We start from the raw sequence: 21,401 nt of genomic DNA, 5'->3' as shown, positions 1-21,401 counted from the left end.
CGTTGCTATGCGCATCGGGGGTACTGCGCGCTGCGGCTCGATAGCGGGAGATGCGTACTCGCTGTACGCGCCGCCAAGCTGAGGCTCGTCGCGGGGGTGGGTGTCAGGCGGAGGCCTGACGGGCCCGGTTGCGGGCGGCGCGGCGCTTCATCGCGCGGCGCTCGTCCTCGCTGAGACCACCCCAGACGCCGGAGTCCTGGCCGGACTCGAGCGCCCACTGCAGGCACTGCTCCATAACCGGGCAGCGACGGCAGACGGCCTTGGCTTCTTCGATCTGCAGCAGCGCAGGACCGGTGTTGCCGATGGGGAAGAAGAGCTCGGGGTCTTCCTCGCGGCAAACGGCGTTGTGACGCCAGTCCATGGCTGCTACCTCTCCTTGGTATTACATGCGGATTGCTTGTGAATGTGAACGCTTTCACGAATCCCTCAACAAGTGAAGGGCCGAGCGTCAGACGGACTGACGTGGTCCTGTGGGTTGAGGAGGGGTTCGGACTCTCTGTGGGGGCCGATGTTGCGGGCCGCCCCGAGCGCCACGTAGAGACTCGCAAACCTCAGCGGCGGATACAACCCCTTCCGGAAAGTTTTTTTTGATTCCTCGGTGTCGACTAGGTCACAGCCGTACTTCCATGGGGTGGACCCTGGCCTAAACGTTCGAGTGAAAGGACTTTGGCCCCTTCCACTCACACAATCACACGCAGTGCACGGCGTACGCCTGTGAACGTCACGCTCGTTCGCAGCCCGAGGTGGTCACCGTCCATCTGCAGGGGCAACGGCACCTTCGAATGCAAGGTGAAGTCCGTCAAGTCGTGCAGGGACACGGCGTGCTTTCCGCGGGGGCCCCGCTCGGGGGACGAAGTGAGCAACTGGGTGGCATACCGGGCAACCGAGGCCGTGGACATGCGACTGAGGCCCAGTACGTCGAGACCGGTATCGAACGAGGCCTTAGGTGACGCGTACACCGGACGATTGCCGAGAAACGTCCACGGCGAGGTGTTGCAGATGATGGACAGCACCAGATCGGTGACCGGGTCCTGCCCGGGGCGCTCCAGTGTGATCGTCCCGTGTCTGCGGTGAGGTTCGTCCAGAAATTGCCGTAGCACCTGGCGCAGATACAGCGCATGAGTGGAGCGCCTGCCGCGCTCGCGCTGCTGCTCGACCCGTCCGACCACACCCGCGTCGAAGCCGAGCCCCGCGCAGAACGTGAACCAGCGCGCCGGTGCCGCCTCGTCCTCCGTGCCCGGGGTGCCGGCGGCCAGACCGAGCCCGACCGTGCGTTCCCGTTTCTCCCGCAGGGCGTCCAGCAGGGCTCCGGTCGCCTCGACCGCGTCGTTCGGCAGGCCGAGGGCGCGGGCGAAGACGTTGGTGGAGCCGCCCGGGACCACCGCGAGGAGGGGGAGGCGGTCCGGGTCGGGGCCGTGGTGGAGCAGACCGTTCACGACCTCGTTGACCGTGCCGTCGCCGCCGAGGGCCACGACCAGCTCGATGTCCTTGCTCTCCGCGGCCTGCCGCCCGAGGTCCCGGGCGTGCCCGCGGTACTCGGTGGTGACCGCGTCCAGCTTCATCTCACTGGCCAGTGCGTGGATGAGCACGTCGCGCGTACGCGCACTCGTGGTGGTTGCCGCCGGATTGACCACGAGAAGTGCACGCATGCGATGCAGCGTACCTACTGGGTGGTACCCGACCCAGACCGAGGTGCGGATCCGGTGAAAGATCGGGACGACGGCGTGTACCCGGGGCGGGCCAGGGGAGCCGTGCGCCGGGGCGCGGAGCGGGCACCCGGGCCCCTCGGCGGCCGGTGGCCCCGGGCTACTCTTCAGGGGTGAGTCCTGAGCAGAACACCGCCCCCGACCTCTCCACCGCCGAACCCCGTCCGGGACGGCTGACCGCCGCGGCGGCGCTGGCCGCTCTGGAGGGTCTGGCCCTGGTGGCGGGGGGCGTCTACATCGTCGTACTGGGCCTCACCGGGGACACGGACGACCGCCGACAGGCCGTCACCGGCGGCATCACCCTGATCGCCCTCGCGCTGCTGCCGCTGCTGGCCGCGCGCGGTCTGCTGCTGCGCCGCGGCTGGAGCCGGGGCCCGGCGGTGATCACGCAGGTCATGGCCCTGCCGGTGGCCTACAGCCTGCTCCAGGCCGACAGTATGGCCATCCCCGCCGGGATCGTGCTCGCCGTCGTCGCGGTCGTGGCGCTGGTGCTGCTGCTGAACCCCGCGACGACCCGCGCGCTCGGCATCCGGGGGCCGGGCGGCTCGCGGGACGAGAAGTGAGCGCCCCGGCCGGCTGCCGCTGAGCCCCGCCCACCGCTCCTCGGTCCACTCCTGTCGGAGCGGACCGGCCTACTCCTCGACGAGGAGCTTCTCCCGGAGCTGGGCCAGGGTGCGGGCCAGCAGGCGCGAGACGTGCATCTGCGAGATGCCGACCTCCTGCGCGATCTGGGACTGGGTCATGTTGCCGAAGAAGCGGAGGAGCAGAATCCGCTTCTCCCGGGGCGGGAGGTCCTCCAGCAGCGGCTTGAGGGACTCGCGGTACTCCACACCCTCCAGCGCCTCGTCCTCGGCGCCGAGCGTGTCCGCGACGGCCGGGGACTCGTCGTCCGTGTCGGGAACGTCCAGGGACAGCGTGGAGTACGCGTTGGCGGACTCCAGGCCCTCCAGGACCTCCTCCTCCGAGATGGCCAGCTTCTCGGCCAGCTCGTGCACCGTGGGGGAGCGGCCGTGCTGCTGCGAGAGCTCCGCGGTCGCCGTGGTCAGCGCGAGGCGCAGCTCCTGAAGGCGCCGCGGCACCCGCACCGCCCAGCCCTTGTCGCGGAAGTGGCGCTTGATCTCGCCCACGACCGTCGGTGTCGCGTACGTGGAGAACTCGACGCCGCGCTCGGGGTCGAAGCGGTCCACCGACTTGATCAGGCCGATCGTGGCGACCTGGGTCAGGTCGTCCAGCGGCTCGCCGCGGTTGCGGAAGCGGCGGGCCAGGTGCTCGACGAGCGGCAGATGCATGCGGACCAGTTGGTTGCGCAGCTCCGCGTACTCGGCACTGCTGTCGCTCAGCTTGCGCAGCTCGATGAACATCAGCCGCGCCCCGCTGCGGTCCTGGGGGTCGTGCCGCGTGTGCTGGGCGCTCGGCCCGTGCTGCGCGCCCTGCACGCTCTGCTCCGCGTCTCGCTCGTGCTCGCTCATAGTCCCGCCCGTCACCATTCCCCGAGCTCCCGGCTCTTCCCCCAAGGTCGCGGCCGCGCCGGAGCCGGGTGGCCCCCCGGGCCGGGACGCCTGGGGCACCGCCGGGAGGGTGTCGTCCTCCGGATGCGGCCGGGCCTGCTCGGGGATGCCGTCGACGCCGGCCGCCAGAGGCCGCGGCCCGCCGGGGCCACCGATGCCCTCGGCGGGAAGTTCCCGTGTGCCGCGCTTGTCGTCCCGCACCGGCCCGTCCCCGTTCCTCACGCCGGCCCGGGTCCCGCGCCGCGCTTCTTGTAGAGACTGATCGAAACGGTCTTGTCTTCGGCGACGGAGGAGTCGACCTGGCCCGCGAGGGCCGAGAGGACGGTCCAGGCGAAGGTGTCCCGCGAAGGGGCGTGACCGTCCGTGGTCGGCGCCGAGACGGTGACCTCCAGTGAGTCGTCGACGAGTCGGAAGACACAGCTCAGCACGGAGCCGGGGACGGCCTGCTGCAGCAGGATCGCGCAGGCCTCGTCGACCGCGATGCGCAGGTCCTCGATCTCGTCGAGGGTGAAGTCCAAACGCGCCGCGAGTCCGGCCGTGGCCGTACGCAGCACCGACAGGTAGGCACCCGCAGCCGGCAGCCGGACTTCGACGAAGTCCTGGGTCGCGGGCTCGCCTGCGATCTGGGACACCCTCACCTCCAAGGTGGTACAAGCTCTTTCAGGGGCCGAGGGTGTGACCCCCCGGGGTAACGCGATGACCGATACGTGGTTCAGCGGTGACGCTATCGCGCTCCCAAGTCCCTTGTCCCGGGGACCCCGCCCCCGTGCTGTCACTCATAGTAAGCCTATGAGTACGGACAGTGGCTAGGGGTCTGCGGCCCCAAATAGGAAGAGCGCGCGCCGGGTTGACGTACCCAGGCCTCAGACCGTCGAACCGTTCCGGTCCAGGGTCACACGAGTACGTGGTCCACGAAGCACCAACGCCAGCTCTCGCCGGGTTCGAGCGTACGCATCACCGGGTGGCCGGTCTCCTGGAAATGCCCGTCGGCGTGCCGGAGCGGCGAGGAGTCGCAGCAGCCCACATGGCCGCAGCTCAGGCACTGGCGCAGCTGCACCGGATGCGTACCGGCGGCCAGGCACTCGAGACAGGTCTCGCTCAGGGCCGCGGGCTCGGGGTGCGGCAGCGCGTCGGAGTGCGTGCACTGTTTCATGATTGCCAGGTTACGACGGGTGTGCGGGAAGCCGCGCGGAATCCGAGGGCGGGCTGAGGACGATGGATGTTTTGCCACTGCTGATGCTGGTGGCGGGCAGTGCGGCGGTCGCGGGGGCCGCCCGGCGTACGCCGGTGCCCGCCCCGCTGCTGCTGGTCGCGGCCGCACTGCTGATCTCCTACGTCCCCGGGGTGCCCGACTACACGCTCGAACCCGACGTGGTGCTGCCGCTGCTGCTGCCGCCGCTCCTGTACACGGCGGCGGCGGACAGCTCCTATCTCGACCTGCGGGCGCAGATGCGGCCGGTCGCCCTGCTGTCGGTCGGCTACGTCCTCTTCGCGACCGTCGTCGTGGGGTACGCCGCGTACCTGATCGTGCCGGGCCTGCCGCTGACGGCCGCGCTGGTGCTCGGCGCGGTGGTGGCGCCGCCGGACGCCGTCGCGGCGACGGCGGTGGCACGCCGGGTGGGGCTGCCGTCGCGGATCACCACGATCCTTCAGGGCGAGTCCCTGGTGAACGACGCCACCGCGATCACCGCCTTCAAGGTGGCCCTCGCGGCCGCGGTCGGCGAGGGCGCGACCTGGGCGGGCGGCCTGCGCGAGTTCCTGGTGGCAGCCGTCGGCGGCGTGGTCGTCGGACTCGTGCTGATGGTGCCTCTGCACTGGCTGCGCACGCACCTCGGGGAGGCGCTGCTCCAGAACACGCTCTCGCTGCTGATCCCCTTCGTCGCGTACGGGGTCGCCGAGCAGGTGCACGCCTCCGGGGTGCTCGCCGTGGTCGTCGTCGCCCTGTACCTCGGCCACCGCTCCTGGGAGGTCGACTTCGCCACCCGCCTCCAGGAGGAGGCCGTGTGGAAGATGGTCGCCTTCATCCTGGAGTCGGCCGTGTTCGCCCTCATCGGACTCCAGCTGCCCGTGGTGCTGAAGGGGCTCGGGGCGTACGAGGGGGGCCGGGCCGCCTGGTACGCGGTGGCGCTGTTCCTCGTGGTGGTCGCCACCAGGTTCGTGTGGGTGTACCCGGCGACGTACGTGCCCCGGATGATCTCCGCGCGCGTCCGGGGCCGTGAGGCGGACCCCACCTGGAAGGCGCCGTTCGTGATCTCCTGGGCCGGGATGCGGGGCGTGGTGTCCCTCGCCATCGCCTTCTCGATCCCGCTGACCATGCACGACGGCGGCGGGTTCCCCGGGCGCAACCTCATCCTCTTCCTGACCTTCACCACGGTCATCGGGACGCTGGTCGTCCAGGGGCTCACCCTGCCGCCGCTGATCCGGCTGCTGAAGCTCCCGGGCCGGGACCAGCAGGCCGAGACGCTCGCGGAGGCCAACGCGCAGGCCCAGGCGTCCCGGGCGGCCGAGAAGCGGCTCGACGAACTTCTCGTCGACGAGCGCAACGCCCTCCCCGGACCGCTCGCCGACCGGCTGCGCAGCGTCCTGGAGCGGCGCCGCAACGCCGTCTGGGAACGGCTCGGGGCGGTCAACCCGACCACCGGGGAGACCCAGGACGACACCTACCGCCGGCTCTCGCGGGAGATGATCAGCGCCGAGCGCGAGGTCTTCGTGAAGCTGCGCGACCTGCGCTACATCGACGACGAGATGCTGCGGAGCCTGCTGCGGCGGCTGGACCTGGAGGAGGCGGCGGCCTTCCGGGAGACGCAGTGAGATGTGCCGCGCGGGCGGTTCAGGCGAGCGGTGTGCCGGTGATCACGGCGGCCACCGTCGTCCCGCGCGGGAAGGCGCCCTCGTCCGCCAGGGCGACAAGTCCGTAGAGCGTCTTGGCGACATAGAGACGCTCGACGGCCAGTCCGTGGCGCTGCTCGAAGTCCGCGGCGAAGCGGTCGAGTTCCGGAGTCGTACGCGCGTAGCCGCCGCAGTGGAAGCGGTCGTCCAGGGACCAGTCGCCCCGGGGGCCGCCGAAGGCCTCCCGCTGGAGGGCCCGCACGTCACCGCCGAGGAAGCCGCCTCTCAGGACCGGTATCCCCAGGGCGCGGCAGCCCGGCGCGAGCCCCGCGGCGAGGCCGGCCAGCGTGCCGCCGGTGCCGCAGGCGACGGCGACCACGTCGGCGTGGGCGTCCAGCTCCTCGCCGAGCGCCCGGCAGCCGCGTACGGCGAGGGAGTTGCTGCCGCCCTCCGGCACCACGTACGCGTCCTCGGCGCCGGCCGCGCGCAGGAGAGCGGCCAGCGTCTCCGGCTCGCTCTTGCGGCGGTACGTCGGCCTGTCGACGAAGTGCAGCCGCATGCCGTCCGCGGCACACCGGGCGAGCGAGGGGTTGAGGGGACGTCCGGCCAGCTCGTCGCCGCGGACCACACCGACGGTGGGCAGGCCCAGGAGACGGCCGGCCGCGGCCGTCGCCCGCAGGTGGTTCGAGTACGCGCCGCCGAAGGTGAGCAGCGTGCGGCCCGCCGCCGCCGTCAGGTTCGGCACGAGCTTGCGCCACTTGTTGCCGATCAGCTCCGGGTGGATCAGGTCGTCCCGCTTGAGCAGCAGCCGCACGCCGTGCCGCGCCAGCCGCGCGTCCGCGGCCTCCTGGAGCGGCGACGGCAGCCGCGGGCGCAGTCCGGCGGGGGAGAGCGCCTCGGGGCGGTCGGAGCTGGTCACCCCGCCATTGTCGGACATCTGTACGGCAGCGGGCTCGCGGGCGGACCCCGCCGCCGGCGACCGGGTCAGGTCACTTCAGGCGGTCGCGGACGCGCTCGCGCAGGGAGGCCATCTTGAACCCCCGCGGATCCACCTTGCCGGGCTGCCACTCCAGATGACCGACGACGGAGCGCTCGGTCCAGCCGTGGTGACGGCAGATGGCGGCCGAGACCCGCTCGACGGCGTCGAGCTGCTCCGCCGGCCACGGGTCCTCGCCGTCGCCCAGGTTCTCGCACTCGAAGCCGTAGAAGTGGCGGTTGCCGTCGGTGTTCGCCTCGTTGTCCGGCGGGAGCGCCTTCTCGGCGATCACCGCGCGCAGGACGTCGTCGTCCCCGAGACCTGCGTGGTTGGCGCGCCCGTAGCCGACGAGGTGGACGACGCCGTCCTTGGTGATCACGCCGTGGCACAGGGGCCCCGGCAGATCCGGGTGGCCGACGCGGCACATCTCGACCGTGCGCGCGGCACCCGAGGTCACGGTGTGATGGATCATGACGCCGTGCACCGGCCCCCAGGGGCCCTTGTGATTGCGGTTGTGGTGCTCCCAGTCGCCGACCTCGACGACGGTGACGCCTTCCGCTCTGAGCCGGTCCAGGAAACGCCGGGCGGACATGGGTGGGGCCACGACTGCCCCCTTCGCTGCGCGACGACCGCCCGTCGCGACCGCCTCGTACGGTGCTTGTACCCGTGACGAGATGGCCGGGACCAGCCGTTCGCACAGCGTGCGAGCCGAACCGGTCAGCGGGGCGCGACGGCGATGACCAGCGATGATCGACCCTGTCCCGGATCGATCGACGGGCGATCAACTACGCAGGAAAGCGTCCCCGTTTGACGCGATGTGACTCTCCAGCGCCTGGAGCGCCTGGCGCGTCGCCTCGGGGGAACCGCTGCCGCGCCGCTCCGCGTAGTACGCGGCGCCCAGTCTCTTCAGCAGATCGCCGCCCGCGCGCTGCGCCTGCACGTCGTCGATCTTCTGCCTGCCCTGCGTCAGGCCGCGCTGCGCCTGCTCCTTCGCGCGGTCCAGAAAGCCCGCCATGGCCCTTTCCCGTCCTTGGTCGTCCGTCGAGGGTGTGGTCGGGAGATCAAACGGTTGGCTGGATCTCGGAGTTCCCCGGGTCACGTGCCGCACCCCATGCCCAGCCGTCGCAGAGTCCATTCCCGCTCATTCGTGTAATAGCACCAACACGCTGCGTGATGGAAGGCTTGTCCTCGCAGATCAGTGCACGACCAGGAGGGCAATTTTCATGTCGGTAGGCGAAGAGGTCCGCGCGGGTCAGGACAGGCCGCAGCAGAGTCTCGGCACAACGGCCGCGCGGAACCTGGCCACCACGACCAAGTCCGCGCCGCAGATGCAGGAGATCAGCTCGCGCTGGCTGCTGCGCATGCTGCCCTGGGTGAACGTGCAGGGTGGTACGTACCGGGTGAACCGGCGGCTCAGCTACTCGGTGGGCGACGGCCGCGTGACGTTCGTGAAGACCGGTGACCAGGTGCGGGTCATCCCCGCGGAGCTCGGCGAGCTGCCGATCCTGCGGACGTTCGAGGACGAGGAGGTCCTCGGTGAGCTCGCCGCCCGCTGCCGGCAGCGGGAGTTCGAACCGGGCGCGGTCCTCACCGAGTTCGGCAGTCCGGCCGAGGGTGTCTTCCTCCTCGCGCACGGCCGGGTCGAGAAGGTCGGCACCGGGCCGTACGGCGACGACGCCGTCCTGGGGAACCTCGCGGACGGCGCGTACTTCGGCGAGCAGGCCCTGATCGACCCGGACGCCATCTGGGAGTACACGGCGCGCGCGGTCACCGCCTGCACCGTGCTCTTCCTGCCCCGCCAGGACCTCGAACAGGTCGCGGAGCGCTCCGAGTCGCTGAGCGGTCACCTCCGGGAGATGCGCTCCATCCCCCACCAGCGGACGAACAAGTACGGCGAGAAGGAGATCGACCTCGCGGCCGGCCACACCGGGGAGCCGGAGATCCCGGGCACCTTCGTGGACTACGAGTCCGCCCCCCGCGAGTACGAACTCAGCATCGCCCAGACCGTGCTGCGCCTGCACTCGCGCGTCGCCGACCTCTACAACCAGCCGATGAACCAGACCGAGCAGCAACTCAGGCTCACGGTCGAGGCGTTGAAGGAGCGCCAGGAGCACGAGCTCATCAACAACCGCGAGTTCGGCCTCCTCAACAACTGCGAGTACGACCAGCGGCTCCAGCCGCACGACGGCGTCCCCAGCCCCGACGACCTCGACGAACTGCTCAGCCGCCGGCGCGGCACCAAGATGCTCCTCGCCCACCCGCGCGCGATCTCCGCGATCGGCCGCGAACTCAACAAGCGCGGACTCGTCCCTGAGACCGTCGAGATGGCGGGCAACCGCATCCCGACCTGGCGCGGAGTCCCGATCTTCCCGTGCAACAAGATCCCGGTCAGCGACGCCCGTACGACCTCGATCATCGCCATGCGAACCGGCGAGGCCGAACAGGGCGTCATCGGACTCCAGCAGTCGGGCATCCCGGACGAGATCGAGCCGAGCCTGTCGGTGCGCTTCATGGGCATCAACGAACAGGCGATCATCTCCTACCTGGTGACCGCCTACTACTCCGCGGCCGTCCTCGTGCCCGACGCGCTCGGCATCCTGGAGAACGTCGAGATCGGCCGCTGGCGGTGACCCCGGAGCGCACTGGACGCCGTGTCCCCGCCCCGCCGGGCGGGTACACCCCGGGGGTACGCGCCCAGTGCGCGCCGGAACAGCCACCGTCCGCCGGCTCTCCGAGGCGATCCCATGGGTGAGTTCATGACGGAGACGAAGCAGAGTCCGACCGAGACACTCGAAAGGCACCGCCCCATCGACAGGCAAGGGCCGCCCTCCACCGCTTCCGTCGGGAGGCAGCACCCACCGGGTGCGTCCGACGGGCAGGAGGCGGCGGCGATCCTGGAGCGCGCCCGGACGTCCGTCGACCCCGAGCTGCGCCGGGCCGTCGAGTCGCTGCCCGGCGCGATGCGCAGGACCGCGCTCTACCACTTCGGCTGGCAGCACGCGGACGGCACCCCGGCCGCGGGCAACGCGGGCAAGGCCATCCGGCCCGCGCTCGTGCTGACCGCGGCCCGGGCCCTCGGCGGGCGGGACACGGCGGCCGTACGGGCGGCCGCGGCGGTGGAGTTGGTCCACAACTTCTCGCTACTGCACGACGACGTCATGGACCGGGACACGACCCGCCGGCACCGGCCGACGGCCTGGACGGTGTTCGGGGACGCCGACGCGATCCTCGCCGGGGACGCGCTCCAGGCACTCGCCCTGCGCCTGCTCGCCGAGGATCCGCACCCGGCGTCCTCGGCGGCCGCCACCCGGCTCGCGGACTGCGTGATCGAACTGTGCGAGGGGCAGCACACCGACACGGCCATGGAGAGACGCGCTCCGGGGGAGGTCACCTTGGAGGAGTGCCTGGCCATGGCGGAGGCCAAGACGGGCGCGCTGCTCGGTTGCGCGTGCGCACTCGGCGGGCTGTACGCGGGCGCGGACGAGGAGGACGTCGAGGCACTGGACGCGTTCGGCCGGCAGGCCGGGCTCGCCTTCCAGCTGATCGACGACGTCATCGGGATCTGGGGGGACCCGGGCCGCACCGGCAAGCCGGCCGGGGCGGACCTCGTCGCCCGCAAGAAGTCCCTGCCCGTGGTCGCGGCGCTCGCCTCGGGCACCCCGGCGGCGGCCGAACTGGCCGAGCTGTACACGGCTCCCTACACGGAAGGGGATCTGGAGCGCACCGTGCTGGCCGTCGAGCGGGCCGGGGGCCGCGACTGGGCGCAGGCCCAGGCGGCCGACCGGATGGCCCGGGCGATGCACGAGCTGTCCCGGGCGGTCCCGGAGCCGGAGGCGGCGGGCGGCCTGCTCGCCCTGGCCGAGTTCGTGACCCGCCGCACCACCTGAGGGCCCGTCCGCCGCCGCGGTGGCGGACACCCGGGACCGTCGTCCACCGCCCCGGCGGCGGACACCCGGGACCGTCGTCCGCCGTGACGGGCGGCGCCCCGGGGACCGGCCCCCCAGAACCTCCGGGCCCGTACGGCACCTGACCTCCGTACGGGCCCGGGGCCCAGACCGAGACCCGCCGGCCTGGATCCCGGCCGGTGCGAACCCCGTGCACCCGGGTGCCCGAGGCCCGGGCACTGCCACCCACTAGGCTGAACCGCCGTACGCTGGACGGCTGTTGAGGCGAAGGGGCGGGACATGGGCGTGGCCATCAGGGCGGCCGGCAGGGGAGACCGCGAACTGATCGTGCGGCTGCTCGACGAGGCGTTCCGTGACGACCCGGTGAGCGGCTGGATCTTCCCCGACGAGACGTACCGCCGCGGCACGCATCCCAAGCTGATGGCGGCCTTCCTCGACATCGTGCTCGCCGAGGGCTGGGTCGACGTCACCGAGGACGGCACCGCCTGCGCGCTGTGGCTGTCGGTGCCGGCCGGAGCGGGGCACGAGGGCGAGGACGACGACGCCGCACTGCTGCGCGAGGCGGTCGACCCGGGCAACGAACGCGTCGAACTGGTCGGCCGCCTGACGAACGCGGCGCACCCCACCGACCGCGCCCACGCGTACCTGTGGATGATCGCCGTGGAACCGGGCCGGCAGGGCGAGGGCCTCGGTTCCGCGCTGATGCAGCCGGTCCTCGACCGCTGCGACCGGGAAGGTCTGCCCGCCTATCTGGAGGCGAGCAGCGCCCGCAGCCGCGCGCTCTACGAGCGGCTGGGCTTCGCCTTCACCGGCCGCGCGGTCGAGCTGCCGGACGGCCCGCTCATGTGGCCGATGTGGCGGGATCCGCAGAGCTGACGGCCACCGGAAGGGCCCCGGACTCGCCTGCGGCGACCCGGCCCGCGCCCGCCCGTGAACGGCCTCGCGGCGGGGACGTACGGCAAGGAGCGCGGGTCCCCCTTTCGGCCTACCCTTGAAGCATGGGCACCGAAGAGCATGTCTGTTCCGTCTGCGGGCAGCCGGTCGCCACGGTCGTCAAACGCCACAAGACCCTGGGCGCCTGGGTCCCCACCTGGGTGGCCGGTCCCTGCCGGAACCCGGAGTGCGCGTCGCACTCCGGCGAGTCCGAGGAGGGGCACCGGGAGGCACCGGCCCGGCCCGTGTCCGACACGTCCTGAGAAACAGGCGCGCGGCCGTGTCGAGAAACCGGACCCGGCCCCGACGTCCCCTGTGAGAGCCGCCCCGCACCCGGGCGGCCTGGACCGGGAGACGAAGGAGCCGAGTCATGAAGTACCTGGTGATGGTGCAGGGCACCCAGGCCGACTACGAGGCGATGCAGGGCAAGCCCTCCGACACTTCCCCGGCCTGGAGCGAGCAGGAGATCCAGGCCATGTACGCGTACATGGGCGCGGTCAGCGACGACCTCTCCGAGTCCGGTGAACTCCTCGACGCCCAGGGGCTCGCCGAACCGGCCCGGACCCGGCTGGTCGCCGCCGGCAAGGACGGCGCGCCGGTGATCACCGACGGGCCCTACGGCGAGACCAAGGAAGTGCTGGCCGGCTACTGGCTCGTGGAGTGCGAGAGCCTGGACCGGGTCACCGAGATCGCCGCCCGCGTGACCCGCTGTCCGGGACCGGAGGGGGCCACCGACCATCCGGTGGTGATCCGGCCCGTCGGCGGCGACGCCGGGGACGTGTGACCCCGCCGCGCGGCGGACCGACCGAGATCGCGGACCTGCTGCGTCGGCGGGCGCCGCAGGTCTTCGGCGCGCTCGTCCGCCGGAACGGGCCCGTCGACGCGGCCGAGGACACCGTACGGGAGGCCCCGGCGGTCCGGCCACCGGCCGAGCGGTCCCCCAGCCTGCCGGAGCGGCCCTGTCCGCGGGGCGGGCCGCGGGGCCGAAGACGTAGCGTGGCGCCATGCCCGAACACCTGTTGCACATCACCGAGCGCTCCCTGTGGGACGCCGCCCGCGCCGCGGGCACCTACGAGATGTCCACCCGCGGCCGGACCCTCCAGGAGGAGGGCTTCATCCACTGCTCGCTGCGCCACCAGCTCCCGAGAGTGGCTAACTTCCTGTACGGCTCGTACACCGGGCCCGACGAACTGGTGGTCCTGGTGATCGACACCGGACGGCTCGGCGCGGAGGTCCGCCACGAGTCCCCGGAGCCCGGCGGCGAGGAGTTCCCTCACATCTACGGGCCGATCCCGGTGAAGGCCGTGGTGGACGTCGAGCCCTGGGACGCGGGTGCGGCACTGCCGCCGGCCGTGGACCTGGCCGCCCTGACCGCGCTCGCCGACGGGCATCACGCGCGCGCCGTAAGGGCGTTGGGCGTGCGGGAAAGCGCCGGGCACCTCCTGAAGGTGTACGCCGTCGAGGCGCCCGGGCGCGTGGTCGGCGACGACGAGGAGACGGCCGCGCTGCGGATCGCGGCGGACCAGCTGGCGCTGGGCGCGACCCGCGGGTCGCTGGGCCTCGCCGTCCTGCTGGTGCACGCGGGAGGCGACGGCGACTACGTCCTCGTGCACACCTGGGTCGAGGGGTACATGTCCGACCTCGCGGTGTTCGCCGGACCGGCCGGTGAGCCGGCGCTGCTGCGGCCCGGCAGGCAGGGGCTCGCCCCGTGCGTCTGGGAGGCGGCGGTGCTGGCCCACGAGCGGGGCGCGTTCGCCCGGCACGTCCTGGACGGCGAGGGTCCGCTAGCGCGCCGGCTGACCGCGTGGGGTGCCGACGTCCTGACGGGCGCGGTGCGGTGACCGGCACGCCACGGGTGCGGCGGGCGGTGCGCGAGGACCTCCCGCACGTGGCCGCGCTGGCCGCCGAGCACGCCGCTTACGAGCATGCCGGGCCGCCCGCCCCAGGACTGGCCGGCCGCCTCGAAGCGCTGCTGTTCGGAGTCGCGGCGCCCCGGCTGCGGTGCCTGGTCGCGGAATCGGGCGACGGCGAGATCGTCGGCTACGCGACCTGCGCCCCCGAGCTGTCCACCTGGGACGGCGCGGAGTACCTGCACATGGACTGCCTCTTCCTGCGCGAGGGCCGGCGGGGCCTCGGCCTCGGCCCGCTGCTGATGGAGGCGGTGCTCGCGGAGGCGCGGACCCTCGGTCTCGGCGAGGTCCAGTGGCAGACCCCCCTCTGGAACGAGGGCGCGATCCGCTTCTACGACCGCCTCGGCGCCCGCGGCAGGGAGAAGCGCCGCTACTCGCTGCCTGCGGACGGGAGCCGCCCGCCGGTCTCCGGGTCACGGCCCGTCAGGCAGTAGGTGCCGCCCGCCGGGTCCCGCATCACCGTCCAGCCGGTCCCGCGGCCGACGGCGGTGGCGCCGAGCTCCTCGTGCCGGGCCCGTACCGCCTCGACGTCGGAGCAGGCGACGTCGAGGTGCGCGGAGGCGGGGCGCTCGGTGCCGAGGCGCTGGAGCAGGATGCGCACGGGCAGGTCCGCGGGCGGTTCGACGACGTGGAACTCCGGGAGCGTGCTCGGGCGGGACGTCCATCCCGTGAGAGCGCCCCAGAACGCGACCTCCGCCGCGTACACGGACGGCGCGAGGTCGAGGCACACCTGGTCGAGCCGGCTGGTCGCGCCCTCCGGGCCCCGCACCACGGGCGGCCGCACCGACTCCCCGAGCCAGGGCACCGCGCAGAACGCCTGCCCGGCCGGGGAGCGCAGCACGGTCCACTCCCCGTGGTCGGCGAGCACCTCCGCGCCCAGCTCACGTGCCGCCGCCACCAGCGCCGGGACGTCCTCGACGGCGAGGTCGAGATGCGCGCCGCCCTCGCCCGCGTCGACGCCCTGCGCCTTCACGCACGGGTCGGCCCCGTCGGGCAGCAGGGTCAGGAACTCGCCGCGGGGCGCGGAGGGACGCGTCCCGGTGACCGCCGTCCAGAAGTCGCGGGCCGTCCCGGCCCGCGCGGCGGGCCGGTCGACGAAGGCGTAGCTCCACCGGATCGGTTCGGTCATGGTGCGCGCTCCCTGTCGGACGGTTCGTACGTTCGTACGGTCCGTACCGTCTCCCGGAGCGCCCGGCCGCGCAACGACGTTTTCCGGTGCAGCGGCCGGCTCAGCCCTTGCGGGGCTCGTTGAAGCGCAGCAGGTTGCCCGCCGGATCGCGGAACGCGCAGTCCCGCACGCCGTAGGGCTGGTCCATCGGCTCCTGGATCACGTCGGCGCCGGAGGCGCGGACGCGTTCGAACAGGGCGTCGCAGTCGCCGGTGCGGAAGATGACCCCGCGCAGCACGCCCTTGGCGAGGAGCTCGGCCATCGCCTGCTTGTCCGCGGGCGAGGTGTTCGGGTCCGCGGCCGGCGGCTCCAGGACGATCTCCACGTCGGGCTGGAGCGGGGAGCCCACGGTCACCCAGCGCATGCCCTCGAACCCCACGTCGTTGCGCACCTCGAGACCGAGGACGTCGCGGTAGAACGCGAGCGCCTTGTCGTGGTCGTCGACGGCGATGAAGCACTGTGACAGTTTCAGATCCATGACGTCACGCTAGGCCCTGCCGTCCGTTTCGCGCCCGTGCCGCGTGCCGCGAGCTGGATCCTCAGAGCCACGTACCCGGTTCCGCCTCCGGCTTGCGGTGCCTGGCCGGACGGGTGAGGCGCTGCGCCACGCAGGAGGGGATCGGCGCCCCGTGGTCGTGCGGGCGGGCCCGGTACGCGCTCGGGGTCTCGCCCACCAGCTCGGTGAAGCGGGAGCTGAAGGACCCGAGCGAGGTGCACCCGACGGCGAAGCACACCTCGGTGACCGTGAGGTCGCCGCGCCGCAGCAGCGCCTTGGCCCGCTCGATGCGGCGCGTCATCAGGTACGTGTACGGCGTCTCGCCGAAGGCCGCGCGGAAACTGCGCTGGAAGTGCCCCGGCGACATCAGCGCGGTACGCGCCAGCTCGGCCACGTCCAGCGGTTGCGTGTATTCGCGGTCCATGCGGTCACGAGCCCGCCGCAGCCGCACCAGGTCCTCCAGCGTCACGCCCCCAGGATGGCACGGCGCGGCCCGCCCGGTCCCGGGCTTCGCGAGCCGGCCGCGGACCGGAAAGACCGCACCCGGTCCGCCTCGCCGCCGTTCGGGCGGTGTGCGGACCGGGTGCGGTCGAAAGACCGGGCGACGAAGAGATCGCAGGTCGGGGAGCGCGGCCGAGGATCAGGCCTTCTTGGTCTCCCAGAAGATCTTGTCGATCTGGGCGATGTAGTCCAGAGCCTTCTGGCCGGTGGCCGGGTCGGTCGACGCCTTGGCGGCCGAGAGGGCCTTGAGGGCGTCGTTGACCAGCTGGTGCAGCTCCGGGTACTTCTCGAAGTGCGGGGGCTTGAAGTAGTCGCTCCAGAGCACCGACACGTGGTGCTTGGCGAGCTCGGCGCGCTGCTCCTTGATGACCGTGGCGCGAGCCTGGAAGTGCGGGTCGTCGTTGCCGGCCATCTTCTCCTGGACGGCCTTCACCGACTCCGCCTCGATGCGGGCCTGGGCCGGGTCGTACACGCCGCAGGGCAGGTCGCAGTGCGCGCTGACCTTGACCTTGGGGGCAAACAGGCGGGAAAGCATTGAGCTGTCCTTCCTCGTGATCGTCTTCTCAGGTGGGACATTACTCCGTGCGGGACGGGATTTCGCGGGTGCCCCCATGGGCTTAGGACAAAAGTCCGGGGTGAGACTGAGACTGGTGGAGGATCGGACCGGGGAGGTGCCGGTGATGCCGGAACTGTCGCAGGACGGCGAGCGCGGGACGGCCGTGCTGCCCTTCGGGGTGGCCGAGGTGACGGGGCCGTCGATGGTGCCCACGCTCCACCACGGGGACCGCCTGGTCGTGCAGTACGGGGCTCGCGTGCGCCCCGGTGACGTCGTGGTGCTGCGGCATCCGTTCCAGCAGGACCTGCTCGTCGTCAAGCGCGCGGCGGAGCGGCGCGAGGGCGGCTGGTGGGTGCTCGGGGACAACGCGTTCGCCGGCGGGGACAGCACCGACTACGGCACGGTCCCCGAGGAACTGGTCCTGGGGAAGGTGCTCTTCCGCTACCGGCCGCCCAGGGACGGTCAGCGGTCGCCGCTCGCGCTGGCCCGCTGGGCGCTGTCCGCGGCGAGGCCCGTGCTTTCCGGCCGGTCCGCCTCCAGGCGCTTGCGGGCGCGGTAGGCGGCGACGTTGGCCCGGGTCGCGCAGCGGTCCGAGCAGTAGCGCCGGGAGCGGTTGGTGGAGGTGTCGAGGAAGGCGTTGCGGCAGGGCGCGGCCTCGCACAGGCCGAGCCGGTCGACGCCGTACTCGGTGAGGTGGAACGCCAGTCCCATGGCGGCGATGGCGGCGTAACCCGCGGTCACGTTCGAGGGGTGGTCCGCGAGGTGCATGTGCCACAGCGGGCGCCCGTTGTCGTCGCGGTGGTCGTGGCCCGAGATCTGCGGGCTCACGGGGAACTCCAGCAGCAGCGAGTTCAGCAGGTCCACGGCCAGCGTCTCGTCCCCGGAGTCCGCCGCCTCGAAGACCGCGCGCAGCCGGCCGCGCACCGAGCGGAAGCGGGTGACGTCCGCGTCCGTGGCGCGCCGGGCCGCGGACGCGTTGCCCGCGAAGAGGTCGCGGATGGCCTCGACCGAGGTGAGCGCGTCCTTGCCCCGGGCGGGTTCCTCGCTGTTGACGAGTCGTACCGCGTAATCCGAGTAATAGGCCAGTTCCACTTGTAGTCCTTACTGGAGCGCTCTATCGTCGTGGCTGCGGTCGGGTAAGAGATGACTGTGCTTACAGGGTATTACGCGGTGGAGTGGAGAAGGAGCGGCCATGACGAGCACGACCGGAACGGGCAGGGCGACGGCCGGAACCGACTGGCAGGCGTGGCAGGAGAGCTGGGACCGGCAGCAGGAGTGGTACATGCCCGACCGCGAGGAGCGGTTCCGGGTGATGCTCGACATGGTGGAGGCCCTCGTGGGCACCGCGCCGCGCGTCCTCGACCTCGCCTGCGGCACGGGCACCGTCACCGCCCGGCTCCTCGACCGGTTCCCGGACGCCCGCAGCACCGGCGTCGACCTCGACCCCGCCCTGCTCGCCATCGCCCGGGGCACCTTCGACGGGGACGACCGGGTCTCCTTCGTCACCGCCGACCTCAAGGACCCCGAGTGGCGGACGGCACTGCCGTACACGTCGTACGACGCCGTCCTGACCGCGACGGCCCTGCACTGGCTGCACTGCGAACCCCTCGCGGTCCTCTACGGGCAGATCGCGGAACTCGTCCGCGACGGCGGCGTCTTCATGAACGCCGACCACATGATCGACGAGTCCACGCCGAGGATCAACGCGGCGGACCGCGCCCGCCGGCACGAGCGGATGGACCGAGCCCGGCAGGACGGCGCCCTCGACTGGGCCCAGTGGTGGGAGCTGGCCGCCGCCGACCCGGTGCTCGCCGGGCCGACCGCCCGCCGCTTCGAGATCTACGGCGAGCACGCCGACGGCGACACCCCCTCCGCCGACTGGCACGCCCGCGTGCTGCGGGAGAAGGGCTTCGCCGAGGCGCGCCCGGTGTGGCGCTCGCCGTCGGACGCGCTGGTCCTCGCCCTGAAGTGAGGCCCGGCCCATGCGAAGGGGCGGTACGGAGACTTCCGTACCGCCCCTTTCGCGTGCGGCGTCCGCCGCGGCCGACCGGTCAGAGCACCTTCGACAGGAAGGACTGCGTCCGCTCGTGCTGCGGGTTCGTCAGGACGTCGCGCGGGTTGCCGGACTCGACCACGACACCGCCGTCCATGAAGACCAGCGAGTCGCCGACCTCCCGGGCGAAGCCCATCTCGTGCGTGACGACGACCATCGTCATGCCGGACTCGGCGAGGTCGCGCATGACGTCGAGGACGTCACCGACCAGCTCCGGGTCGAGCGCCGAGGTCGGCTCGTCGAAGAGCATCAGCTTCGGGTCCATCGCCAGCGCGCGGGCGATCGCCACACGCTGCTGCTGGCCGCCGGACAGCTGCGAGGGGTAGTTGCGCGCCTTGTCCGCGAGGCCCACGCGCTCCAGCAGCTGGCCCGCGCGCTCCCGCGCCTGGGCCCGGCTGATGCCCTTGACCTGCACCGGCGCCTCCATGACGTTCTCCAGCGCCGTCATGTGCGGGAACAGGTTGAAGCGCTGGAAGACCATGCCGATGTCCCGGCGCTTGAGGGCGACCTCGCTGTCCTTGAGCTCGTAGAGCTTGTCGCCCTTCTGCCGGTAGCCGACCAGCTCGCCGTCGACGTACAGCCGGCCGGCGTTGACCTTCTCCAGGTGGTTGATGCACCGCAGGAACGTCGACTTGCCGGAGCCCGAGGGTCCGATGAGGCAGAAGACCTCGCCGGACCTCACCTCCAGGTCGATGCCCTTGAGGACCTCCACGGGGCCGAAGGACTTGTGGACACCCTCGGACTTCACCATCGGGGTGGTGTCGTCCGCCTTGGTCACGTTCGCGGTCATGCCGCGCCTCCCTTCGGGCGGCCCAGCGACAGCAGGTTGGCCTTGATCTTCTGGAACGGGGTGGGCGGCAGGCTGCGGCTGGAACCGCGTGCGTAGTAGCGCTCCACGTAGTACTGCCCGACGCTGAGGACCGAGGTCATGATCAGGTACCAGGCGGCGGCGAGGAACAGCATCTCCACCGGTGCACCGGAGGTCTGGCCGATGTCCTGGGCGTACCGGAAGAGTTCCGGATACTGGACCACCGAGACCAGCGACGTGGTCTTCAGCATGTTGATGACCTCGTTGCCCGTCGGCGGCACGATCACGCGCATCGCCTGCGGGATCACGATCCGGCGCAGCGTCTTGCTGTGGCTCATGCCGAGCGCGTGCGAGGCCTCGGTCTGGCCCTCGTCGACCGAGAGCAGACCGGCGCGGCAGATCTCCGCCATGTAGGCGGCCTCGTTCAGACCGAGACCCAGGAGCGCCGTCAGCAGCGGCGTCATGAAGCTCGACCAGTAGTCCTTGTAGATAGGACCGAGGTTGATGTACTCGAAGACCAGGCCCAGGTTGAACCAGATGATCAGCTGGACCAGCACCGGGGTGCCCCGGAAGAACCAGATGTAGAACCACGCGATGGACGACGTCACCGGGTTCTTCGACAGCCGCATCACGGCCAGCATGATGCCGCCGACGATGCCGATCAGCATCGACAGCACCGTCAGCAGGAGCGTCTTGCCGACGCCCGTGAGGATGCGGTGGTCGAAGAAGTAGTCCGGAACAGCGTTCCAGTTGATCTTGCCCTGGCCGAACGCGTAGATGATCGCGACGAAGATCGCGATCGCGATGACGGCGGAGACGTAGCGGCCGTAGTGCCGGACCGGAATGGCCTTGATGGCCTCCGGTCCGGCCGGGGGAGTGTCCCCGGGGCCCGTCTTCTTGTCGATGTCAGCAGTCACGGATGTTGCCTTTCAGCGCCGCTGTCGCGGTCACTTGCCGCCGTTGATCTCGGCCGACTTCACAGCGCCCGCGTCGACACCCCACTTGGAGATGACCTTGTCGTACGAGCCGTCCTTGATGATCGCGTCGAGCGCGGCCTTCAGGGCGTCCCGCAGCTGGGTGCTGGACTTGGCCACCGCGATGCCGTACGGAGCGGCCTCGACCTGGTCGCCGACGATCTCGAAGTCCTTGCCGCCGCCCGAGGTCTTCACCGCGTACGCGGCGACCGGGAAGTCGGAGGAGCCGGCGTCGGCGCCACCGGCGCGCAGCCGGGTCTGGGCCTGCTGGTCGTTGTCGTAGGCCTCGATGGTGATCTTCTTGCCACCGGTGCACTTCTTCGACTCGGCCTTGGCGAGGTCCTCGGAGACCGTGCCGCGCTGGAGGGCGATCTTCTTGCCGCACAGGTCGGACCAGGTCTTGATGCCCTGCGTCTTGCCCTTGGGCGTGTAGATGGAGACACCGGCGGTGAAGTAGTCGATGAAGTCGACGCCCTCGCCGACCTTCTTGCCGGTCTCGGAGTCGATGCCCTCCTGACGGTCCTTGGTGTCCGTCATGGCCGACATCGCCATGTCGTAGCGCTTGGAGCGCAGACCGGTCAGCAGGGTGTCGAAGGTGCCGTTCTCGAACTCGAACTTCACGCCGAGCTGCTTGCCCAGGGCGTCCGCGAGGTCGGGGTCGATGCCGACGGTCTTGCCCGAGTCGTCCTTGAACTCGACCGGCGCGTACGCGATGTCGGAGCCGACCTTGATGACGCCCTTGTCACGGATGGCCTGGGGGAGCTTGTCCGCCAGCGGGGCGGTGCTCGTCTTCGTGCTGTCCGACCCCGTGTCCTTGGTCTGGTCACCGCAGCCGGTGACGAGCAGCGCGCCGGCGACCGCGATCGCACCGACCGCTGCTATCCGGGACCGGGCGGCGGGGGTACGACGGGTGGAGCTTGCGGTCATGGTGGGTTCCTCCGGCGGATGAGGGAGTTGCCGATGGGTCGACGAGAACACACACCATCGGGTGTCGCGACCTCGTGTGATGACGGCATCTTGCCATTCGGACTTGCGTATTCAGGTGACTCGCTATGTCAAAATCGGATAACGGGTCACC

At 71.4% G+C, this 21,401-nt stretch carries 26 protein-coding genes and 1 pseudogene; 11 read left to right on the top strand and 16 right to left on the bottom strand.

Features of this window, described 5'->3' with window-relative positions; translation table 11 throughout:
• Positions 1-103: 103 nt before the first annotated feature.
• Both ACZ4VA_RS29165 and ACZ4VA_RS29160 read right to left on the bottom strand, forming a co-directional pair.
• Positions 104-361: a WhiB family transcriptional regulator gene (locus ACZ4VA_RS29165; protein WP_016639615.1), complete on the bottom strand. Its 258-nt coding sequence runs from the start codon at positions 359-361 to the stop codon at positions 104-106.
• A gap of 319 nt (positions 362-680) precedes the next feature.
• A complete protein-coding gene (locus ACZ4VA_RS29160) occupies positions 681-1,649 on the bottom strand; it encodes a diacylglycerol/lipid kinase family protein (RefSeq protein WP_355782980.1) in 969 nt (322 codons plus the stop codon).
• Between the two features lie 170 nt (positions 1,650-1,819).
• On the opposite strand from ACZ4VA_RS29160, the gene ACZ4VA_RS29155 reads away from it, so the two are divergent.
• A complete protein-coding gene (locus ACZ4VA_RS29155) occupies positions 1,820-2,269 on the top strand; it encodes a hypothetical protein (RefSeq protein WP_356168566.1) in 450 nt (149 codons plus the stop codon).
• A 69-nt stretch (positions 2,270-2,338) separates the two neighbouring features.
• Here the strand turns inward: ACZ4VA_RS29155 and ACZ4VA_RS29150 are convergent, their stop codons facing one another.
• From ACZ4VA_RS29150 to ACZ4VA_RS29140, 3 genes are all read right to left on the bottom strand, one after another.
• A complete protein-coding gene (locus ACZ4VA_RS29150; protein WP_356168569.1) occupies positions 2,339-3,436 on the bottom strand; it encodes an RNA polymerase sigma factor SigF in 1,098 nt (365 codons plus the stop codon).
• Complete coding sequence (locus ACZ4VA_RS29145; RefSeq protein WP_121405906.1) at positions 3,433-3,846, bottom strand: ATP-binding protein; 414 nt, start codon at positions 3,844-3,846, stop codon at positions 3,433-3,435. Before ACZ4VA_RS29145 ends, ACZ4VA_RS29150 begins: the two co-directional genes overlap by 4 nt.
• Before the next feature lie 260 nt (positions 3,847-4,106).
• Positions 4,107-4,367 (bottom strand): UBP-type zinc finger domain-containing protein, encoded by a 261-nt coding sequence (locus tag ACZ4VA_RS29140; RefSeq protein ID WP_355782935.1) that lies wholly within the window; start codon positions 4,365-4,367, stop codon positions 4,107-4,109.
• 62 nt (positions 4,368-4,429) lie between these two features.
• Here ACZ4VA_RS29140 and ACZ4VA_RS29135 point away from each other — a divergent pair, with 62 nt between their 5' ends.
• Positions 4,430-6,025 (top strand): Na+/H+ antiporter, encoded by a 1,596-nt coding sequence (locus ACZ4VA_RS29135; protein ID WP_355782932.1) that lies wholly within the window; start codon positions 4,430-4,432, stop codon positions 6,023-6,025.
• 19 nt (positions 6,026-6,044) lie between these two features.
• Here the strand turns inward: ACZ4VA_RS29135 and ACZ4VA_RS29130 are convergent, their stop codons facing one another.
• The 3 genes from ACZ4VA_RS29130 to ACZ4VA_RS29120 all read right to left on the bottom strand — a co-directional run bounded on the left by ACZ4VA_RS29130 (position 6,045) and on the right by ACZ4VA_RS29120 (position 8,034).
• Positions 6,045-6,980, bottom strand: coding sequence for a 1-aminocyclopropane-1-carboxylate deaminase/D-cysteine desulfhydrase (locus ACZ4VA_RS29130; protein ID WP_355782929.1), 936 nt, complete (start codon positions 6,978-6,980; stop codon positions 6,045-6,047).
• 52 nt (positions 6,981-7,032) lie between these two features.
• A complete protein-coding gene (locus ACZ4VA_RS29125; protein WP_355782926.1) occupies positions 7,033-7,623 on the bottom strand; it encodes an N-acetylmuramoyl-L-alanine amidase in 591 nt (196 codons plus the stop codon).
• A gap of 177 nt (positions 7,624-7,800) precedes the next feature.
• Positions 7,801-8,034: a hypothetical protein gene (locus tag ACZ4VA_RS29120; protein ID WP_355782923.1), complete on the bottom strand. Its 234-nt coding sequence runs from the start codon at positions 8,032-8,034 to the stop codon at positions 7,801-7,803.
• 208 nt (positions 8,035-8,242) lie between these two features.
• Between ACZ4VA_RS29120 and ACZ4VA_RS29115 the strand changes: the two genes are divergently transcribed.
• From ACZ4VA_RS29115 to ACZ4VA_RS29085, 7 genes and pseudogenes are all read left to right on the top strand, one after another.
• Positions 8,243-9,649, top strand: a complete 1,407-nt coding sequence (locus ACZ4VA_RS29115; protein ID WP_355782920.1) for a family 2B encapsulin nanocompartment shell protein — start codon at positions 8,243-8,245, stop codon at positions 9,647-9,649.
• A gap of 126 nt (positions 9,650-9,775) precedes the next feature.
• The gene (locus tag ACZ4VA_RS29110; protein ID WP_388904159.1) at positions 9,776-10,906 is read left to right on the top strand and encodes a family 2 encapsulin nanocompartment cargo protein polyprenyl transferase; all 1,131 of its coding nucleotides are present in this window, start codon (positions 9,776-9,778) and stop codon (positions 10,904-10,906) included.
• 297 nt (positions 10,907-11,203) lie between these two features.
• Positions 11,204-11,800, top strand: a complete 597-nt coding sequence (locus ACZ4VA_RS29105) for a GNAT family N-acetyltransferase (protein WP_355794038.1) — start codon at positions 11,204-11,206, stop codon at positions 11,798-11,800.
• Between the two features lie 122 nt (positions 11,801-11,922).
• Complete coding sequence (locus tag ACZ4VA_RS29100; protein WP_355794039.1) at positions 11,923-12,120, top strand: hypothetical protein; 198 nt, start codon at positions 11,923-11,925, stop codon at positions 12,118-12,120.
• Positions 12,121-12,227: 107 nt separating this feature from the next.
• Positions 12,228-12,641 carry a YciI family protein gene (locus ACZ4VA_RS29095; protein ID WP_355794040.1) on the top strand — a complete coding sequence of 138 codons (414 nt, stop codon included), beginning with the start codon at positions 12,228-12,230 and terminating at the stop codon, positions 12,639-12,641.
• A gap of 220 nt (positions 12,642-12,861) precedes the next feature.
• Positions 12,862-13,182 (top strand): annotated as a pseudogene (locus tag ACZ4VA_RS29090) (DUF952 domain-containing protein); the annotation flags it as partial.
• 512 nt (positions 13,183-13,694) lie between these two features.
• Entirely contained in the window at positions 13,695-14,201 is a 507-nt protein-coding gene (locus tag ACZ4VA_RS29085; protein ID WP_468083042.1) for a GNAT family N-acetyltransferase, read from the top strand.
• Here the strand turns inward: ACZ4VA_RS29085 and ACZ4VA_RS29080 are convergent.
• The 4 genes from ACZ4VA_RS29080 to sodN all read right to left on the bottom strand — a co-directional run bounded on the left by ACZ4VA_RS29080 (position 14,138) and on the right by sodN (position 16,467).
• Positions 14,138-14,896, bottom strand: coding sequence for a VOC family protein (locus tag ACZ4VA_RS29080; protein WP_355792288.1), 759 nt, complete (start codon positions 14,894-14,896; stop codon positions 14,138-14,140). The genes ACZ4VA_RS29085 and ACZ4VA_RS29080 overlap by 64 nt on opposite strands.
• Positions 14,897-14,996: 100 nt before the next feature.
• The gene (locus ACZ4VA_RS29075) at positions 14,997-15,413 is read right to left on the bottom strand and encodes a VOC family protein (RefSeq protein ID WP_355792291.1); all 417 of its coding nucleotides are present in this window, start codon (positions 15,411-15,413) and stop codon (positions 14,997-14,999) included.
• A 61-nt stretch (positions 15,414-15,474) separates the two neighbouring features.
• The gene (locus ACZ4VA_RS29070) at positions 15,475-15,900 is read right to left on the bottom strand and encodes a helix-turn-helix transcriptional regulator (protein WP_356238259.1); all 426 of its coding nucleotides are present in this window, start codon (positions 15,898-15,900) and stop codon (positions 15,475-15,477) included.
• A gap of 171 nt (positions 15,901-16,071) precedes the next feature.
• Positions 16,072-16,467: a superoxide dismutase, Ni gene (gene sodN, locus ACZ4VA_RS29065; RefSeq protein WP_023546844.1), complete on the bottom strand. Its 396-nt coding sequence runs from the start codon at positions 16,465-16,467 to the stop codon at positions 16,072-16,074.
• A gap of 145 nt (positions 16,468-16,612) precedes the next feature.
• Between sodN and sodX the strand changes: the two genes are divergently transcribed.
• Positions 16,613-17,047: a nickel-type superoxide dismutase maturation protease gene (gene sodX / locus ACZ4VA_RS29060; protein ID WP_355792300.1), complete on the top strand. Its 435-nt coding sequence runs from the start codon at positions 16,613-16,615 to the stop codon at positions 17,045-17,047.
• Here the strand turns inward: sodX and ACZ4VA_RS29055 are convergent.
• Positions 16,951-17,580, bottom strand: coding sequence for a CGNR zinc finger domain-containing protein (locus ACZ4VA_RS29055; protein WP_356168594.1), 630 nt, complete (start codon positions 17,578-17,580; stop codon positions 16,951-16,953). The genes sodX and ACZ4VA_RS29055 overlap by 97 nt on opposite strands.
• 100 nt (positions 17,581-17,680) lie before the next feature.
• Between ACZ4VA_RS29055 and ACZ4VA_RS29050 the strand changes: the two genes are divergently transcribed.
• Entirely contained in the window at positions 17,681-18,460 is a 780-nt protein-coding gene (locus ACZ4VA_RS29050) for a class I SAM-dependent methyltransferase (protein WP_355786291.1), read from the top strand.
• A 79-nt stretch (positions 18,461-18,539) separates the two neighbouring features.
• On the opposite strand, the gene ACZ4VA_RS29045 is transcribed toward ACZ4VA_RS29050, so the two are convergent.
• Genes ACZ4VA_RS29045 through ACZ4VA_RS29035 form a run of 3 tightly spaced genes read right to left on the bottom strand, consistent with a single transcriptional unit; the run spans position 18,540 to position 21,250 of the window.
• Complete coding sequence (locus ACZ4VA_RS29045) at positions 18,540-19,331, bottom strand: amino acid ABC transporter ATP-binding protein (protein ID WP_356168598.1); 792 nt, start codon at positions 19,329-19,331, stop codon at positions 18,540-18,542.
• Positions 19,328-20,266: an amino acid ABC transporter permease gene (locus ACZ4VA_RS29040; protein WP_355788310.1), complete on the bottom strand. Its 939-nt coding sequence runs from the start codon at positions 20,264-20,266 to the stop codon at positions 19,328-19,330. Before ACZ4VA_RS29040 ends, ACZ4VA_RS29045 begins: the two co-directional genes overlap by 4 nt.
• 30 nt (positions 20,267-20,296) lie before the next feature.
• A complete protein-coding gene (locus tag ACZ4VA_RS29035; protein WP_355788307.1) occupies positions 20,297-21,250 on the bottom strand; it encodes an ABC transporter substrate-binding protein in 954 nt (317 codons plus the stop codon).
• Between the last annotated feature and the right edge of the window lie 151 nt (positions 21,251-21,401).

Source organism: Streptomyces sp. NPDC028308, assembly GCF_055565855.1.
This window is presented reverse-complemented; position numbering and strand designations above follow the sequence as displayed.

What these genes read in the sequence shown, in the direction of transcription:
- ACZ4VA_RS29165 (WP_016639615.1), bottom strand. Translation starts at nt 361, where the DNA reads ATGGACTGGCGTCACAACGCCGTTTGCCGCGAGGAAGACCCCGAGCTC.
- ACZ4VA_RS29160 (WP_355782980.1), bottom strand. Translation starts at nt 1,649, where the DNA reads ATGCGTGCACTTCTCGTGGTCAATCCGGCGGCAACCACCACGAGTGCG.
- ACZ4VA_RS29140 (WP_355782935.1), bottom strand. Translation starts at nt 4,367, where the DNA reads ATGAAACAGTGCACGCACTCCGACGCGCTGCCGCACCCCGAGCCCGCG.
- ACZ4VA_RS29135 (WP_355782932.1), top strand. Translation starts at nt 4,430, where the DNA reads ATGGATGTTTTGCCACTGCTGATGCTGGTGGCGGGCAGTGCGGCGGTC.
- ACZ4VA_RS29130 (WP_355782929.1), bottom strand. Translation starts at nt 6,980, where the DNA reads ATGTCCGACAATGGCGGGGTGACCAGCTCCGACCGCCCCGAGGCGCTC.
- ACZ4VA_RS29120 (WP_355782923.1), bottom strand. Translation starts at nt 8,034, where the DNA reads ATGGCGGGCTTTCTGGACCGCGCGAAGGAGCAGGCGCAGCGCGGCCTG.
- ACZ4VA_RS29115 (WP_355782920.1), top strand. Translation starts at nt 8,243, where the DNA reads ATGTCGGTAGGCGAAGAGGTCCGCGCGGGTCAGGACAGGCCGCAGCAG.
- ACZ4VA_RS29110 (WP_388904159.1), top strand. Translation starts at nt 9,776, where the DNA reads ATGACGGAGACGAAGCAGAGTCCGACCGAGACACTCGAAAGGCACCGC.
- ACZ4VA_RS29105 (WP_355794038.1), top strand. Translation starts at nt 11,204, where the DNA reads ATGGGCGTGGCCATCAGGGCGGCCGGCAGGGGAGACCGCGAACTGATC.
- ACZ4VA_RS29100 (WP_355794039.1), top strand. Translation starts at nt 11,923, where the DNA reads ATGGGCACCGAAGAGCATGTCTGTTCCGTCTGCGGGCAGCCGGTCGCC.
- ACZ4VA_RS29095 (WP_355794040.1), top strand. Translation starts at nt 12,228, where the DNA reads ATGAAGTACCTGGTGATGGTGCAGGGCACCCAGGCCGACTACGAGGCG.
- ACZ4VA_RS29080 (WP_355792288.1), bottom strand. Translation starts at nt 14,896, where the DNA reads ATGACCGAACCGATCCGGTGGAGCTACGCCTTCGTCGACCGGCCCGCC.
- ACZ4VA_RS29075 (WP_355792291.1), bottom strand. Translation starts at nt 15,413, where the DNA reads ATGGATCTGAAACTGTCACAGTGCTTCATCGCCGTCGACGACCACGAC.
- sodN (WP_023546844.1), bottom strand. Translation starts at nt 16,467, where the DNA reads ATGCTTTCCCGCCTGTTTGCCCCCAAGGTCAAGGTCAGCGCGCACTGC.
- sodX (WP_355792300.1), top strand. Translation starts at nt 16,613, where the DNA reads ATGCCGGAACTGTCGCAGGACGGCGAGCGCGGGACGGCCGTGCTGCCC.
- ACZ4VA_RS29050 (WP_355786291.1), top strand. Translation starts at nt 17,681, where the DNA reads ATGACGAGCACGACCGGAACGGGCAGGGCGACGGCCGGAACCGACTGG.
- ACZ4VA_RS29045 (WP_356168598.1), bottom strand. Translation starts at nt 19,331, where the DNA reads ATGACCGCGAACGTGACCAAGGCGGACGACACCACCCCGATGGTGAAG.
- ACZ4VA_RS29035 (WP_355788307.1), bottom strand. Translation starts at nt 21,250, where the DNA reads ATGACCGCAAGCTCCACCCGTCGTACCCCCGCCGCCCGGTCCCGGATA.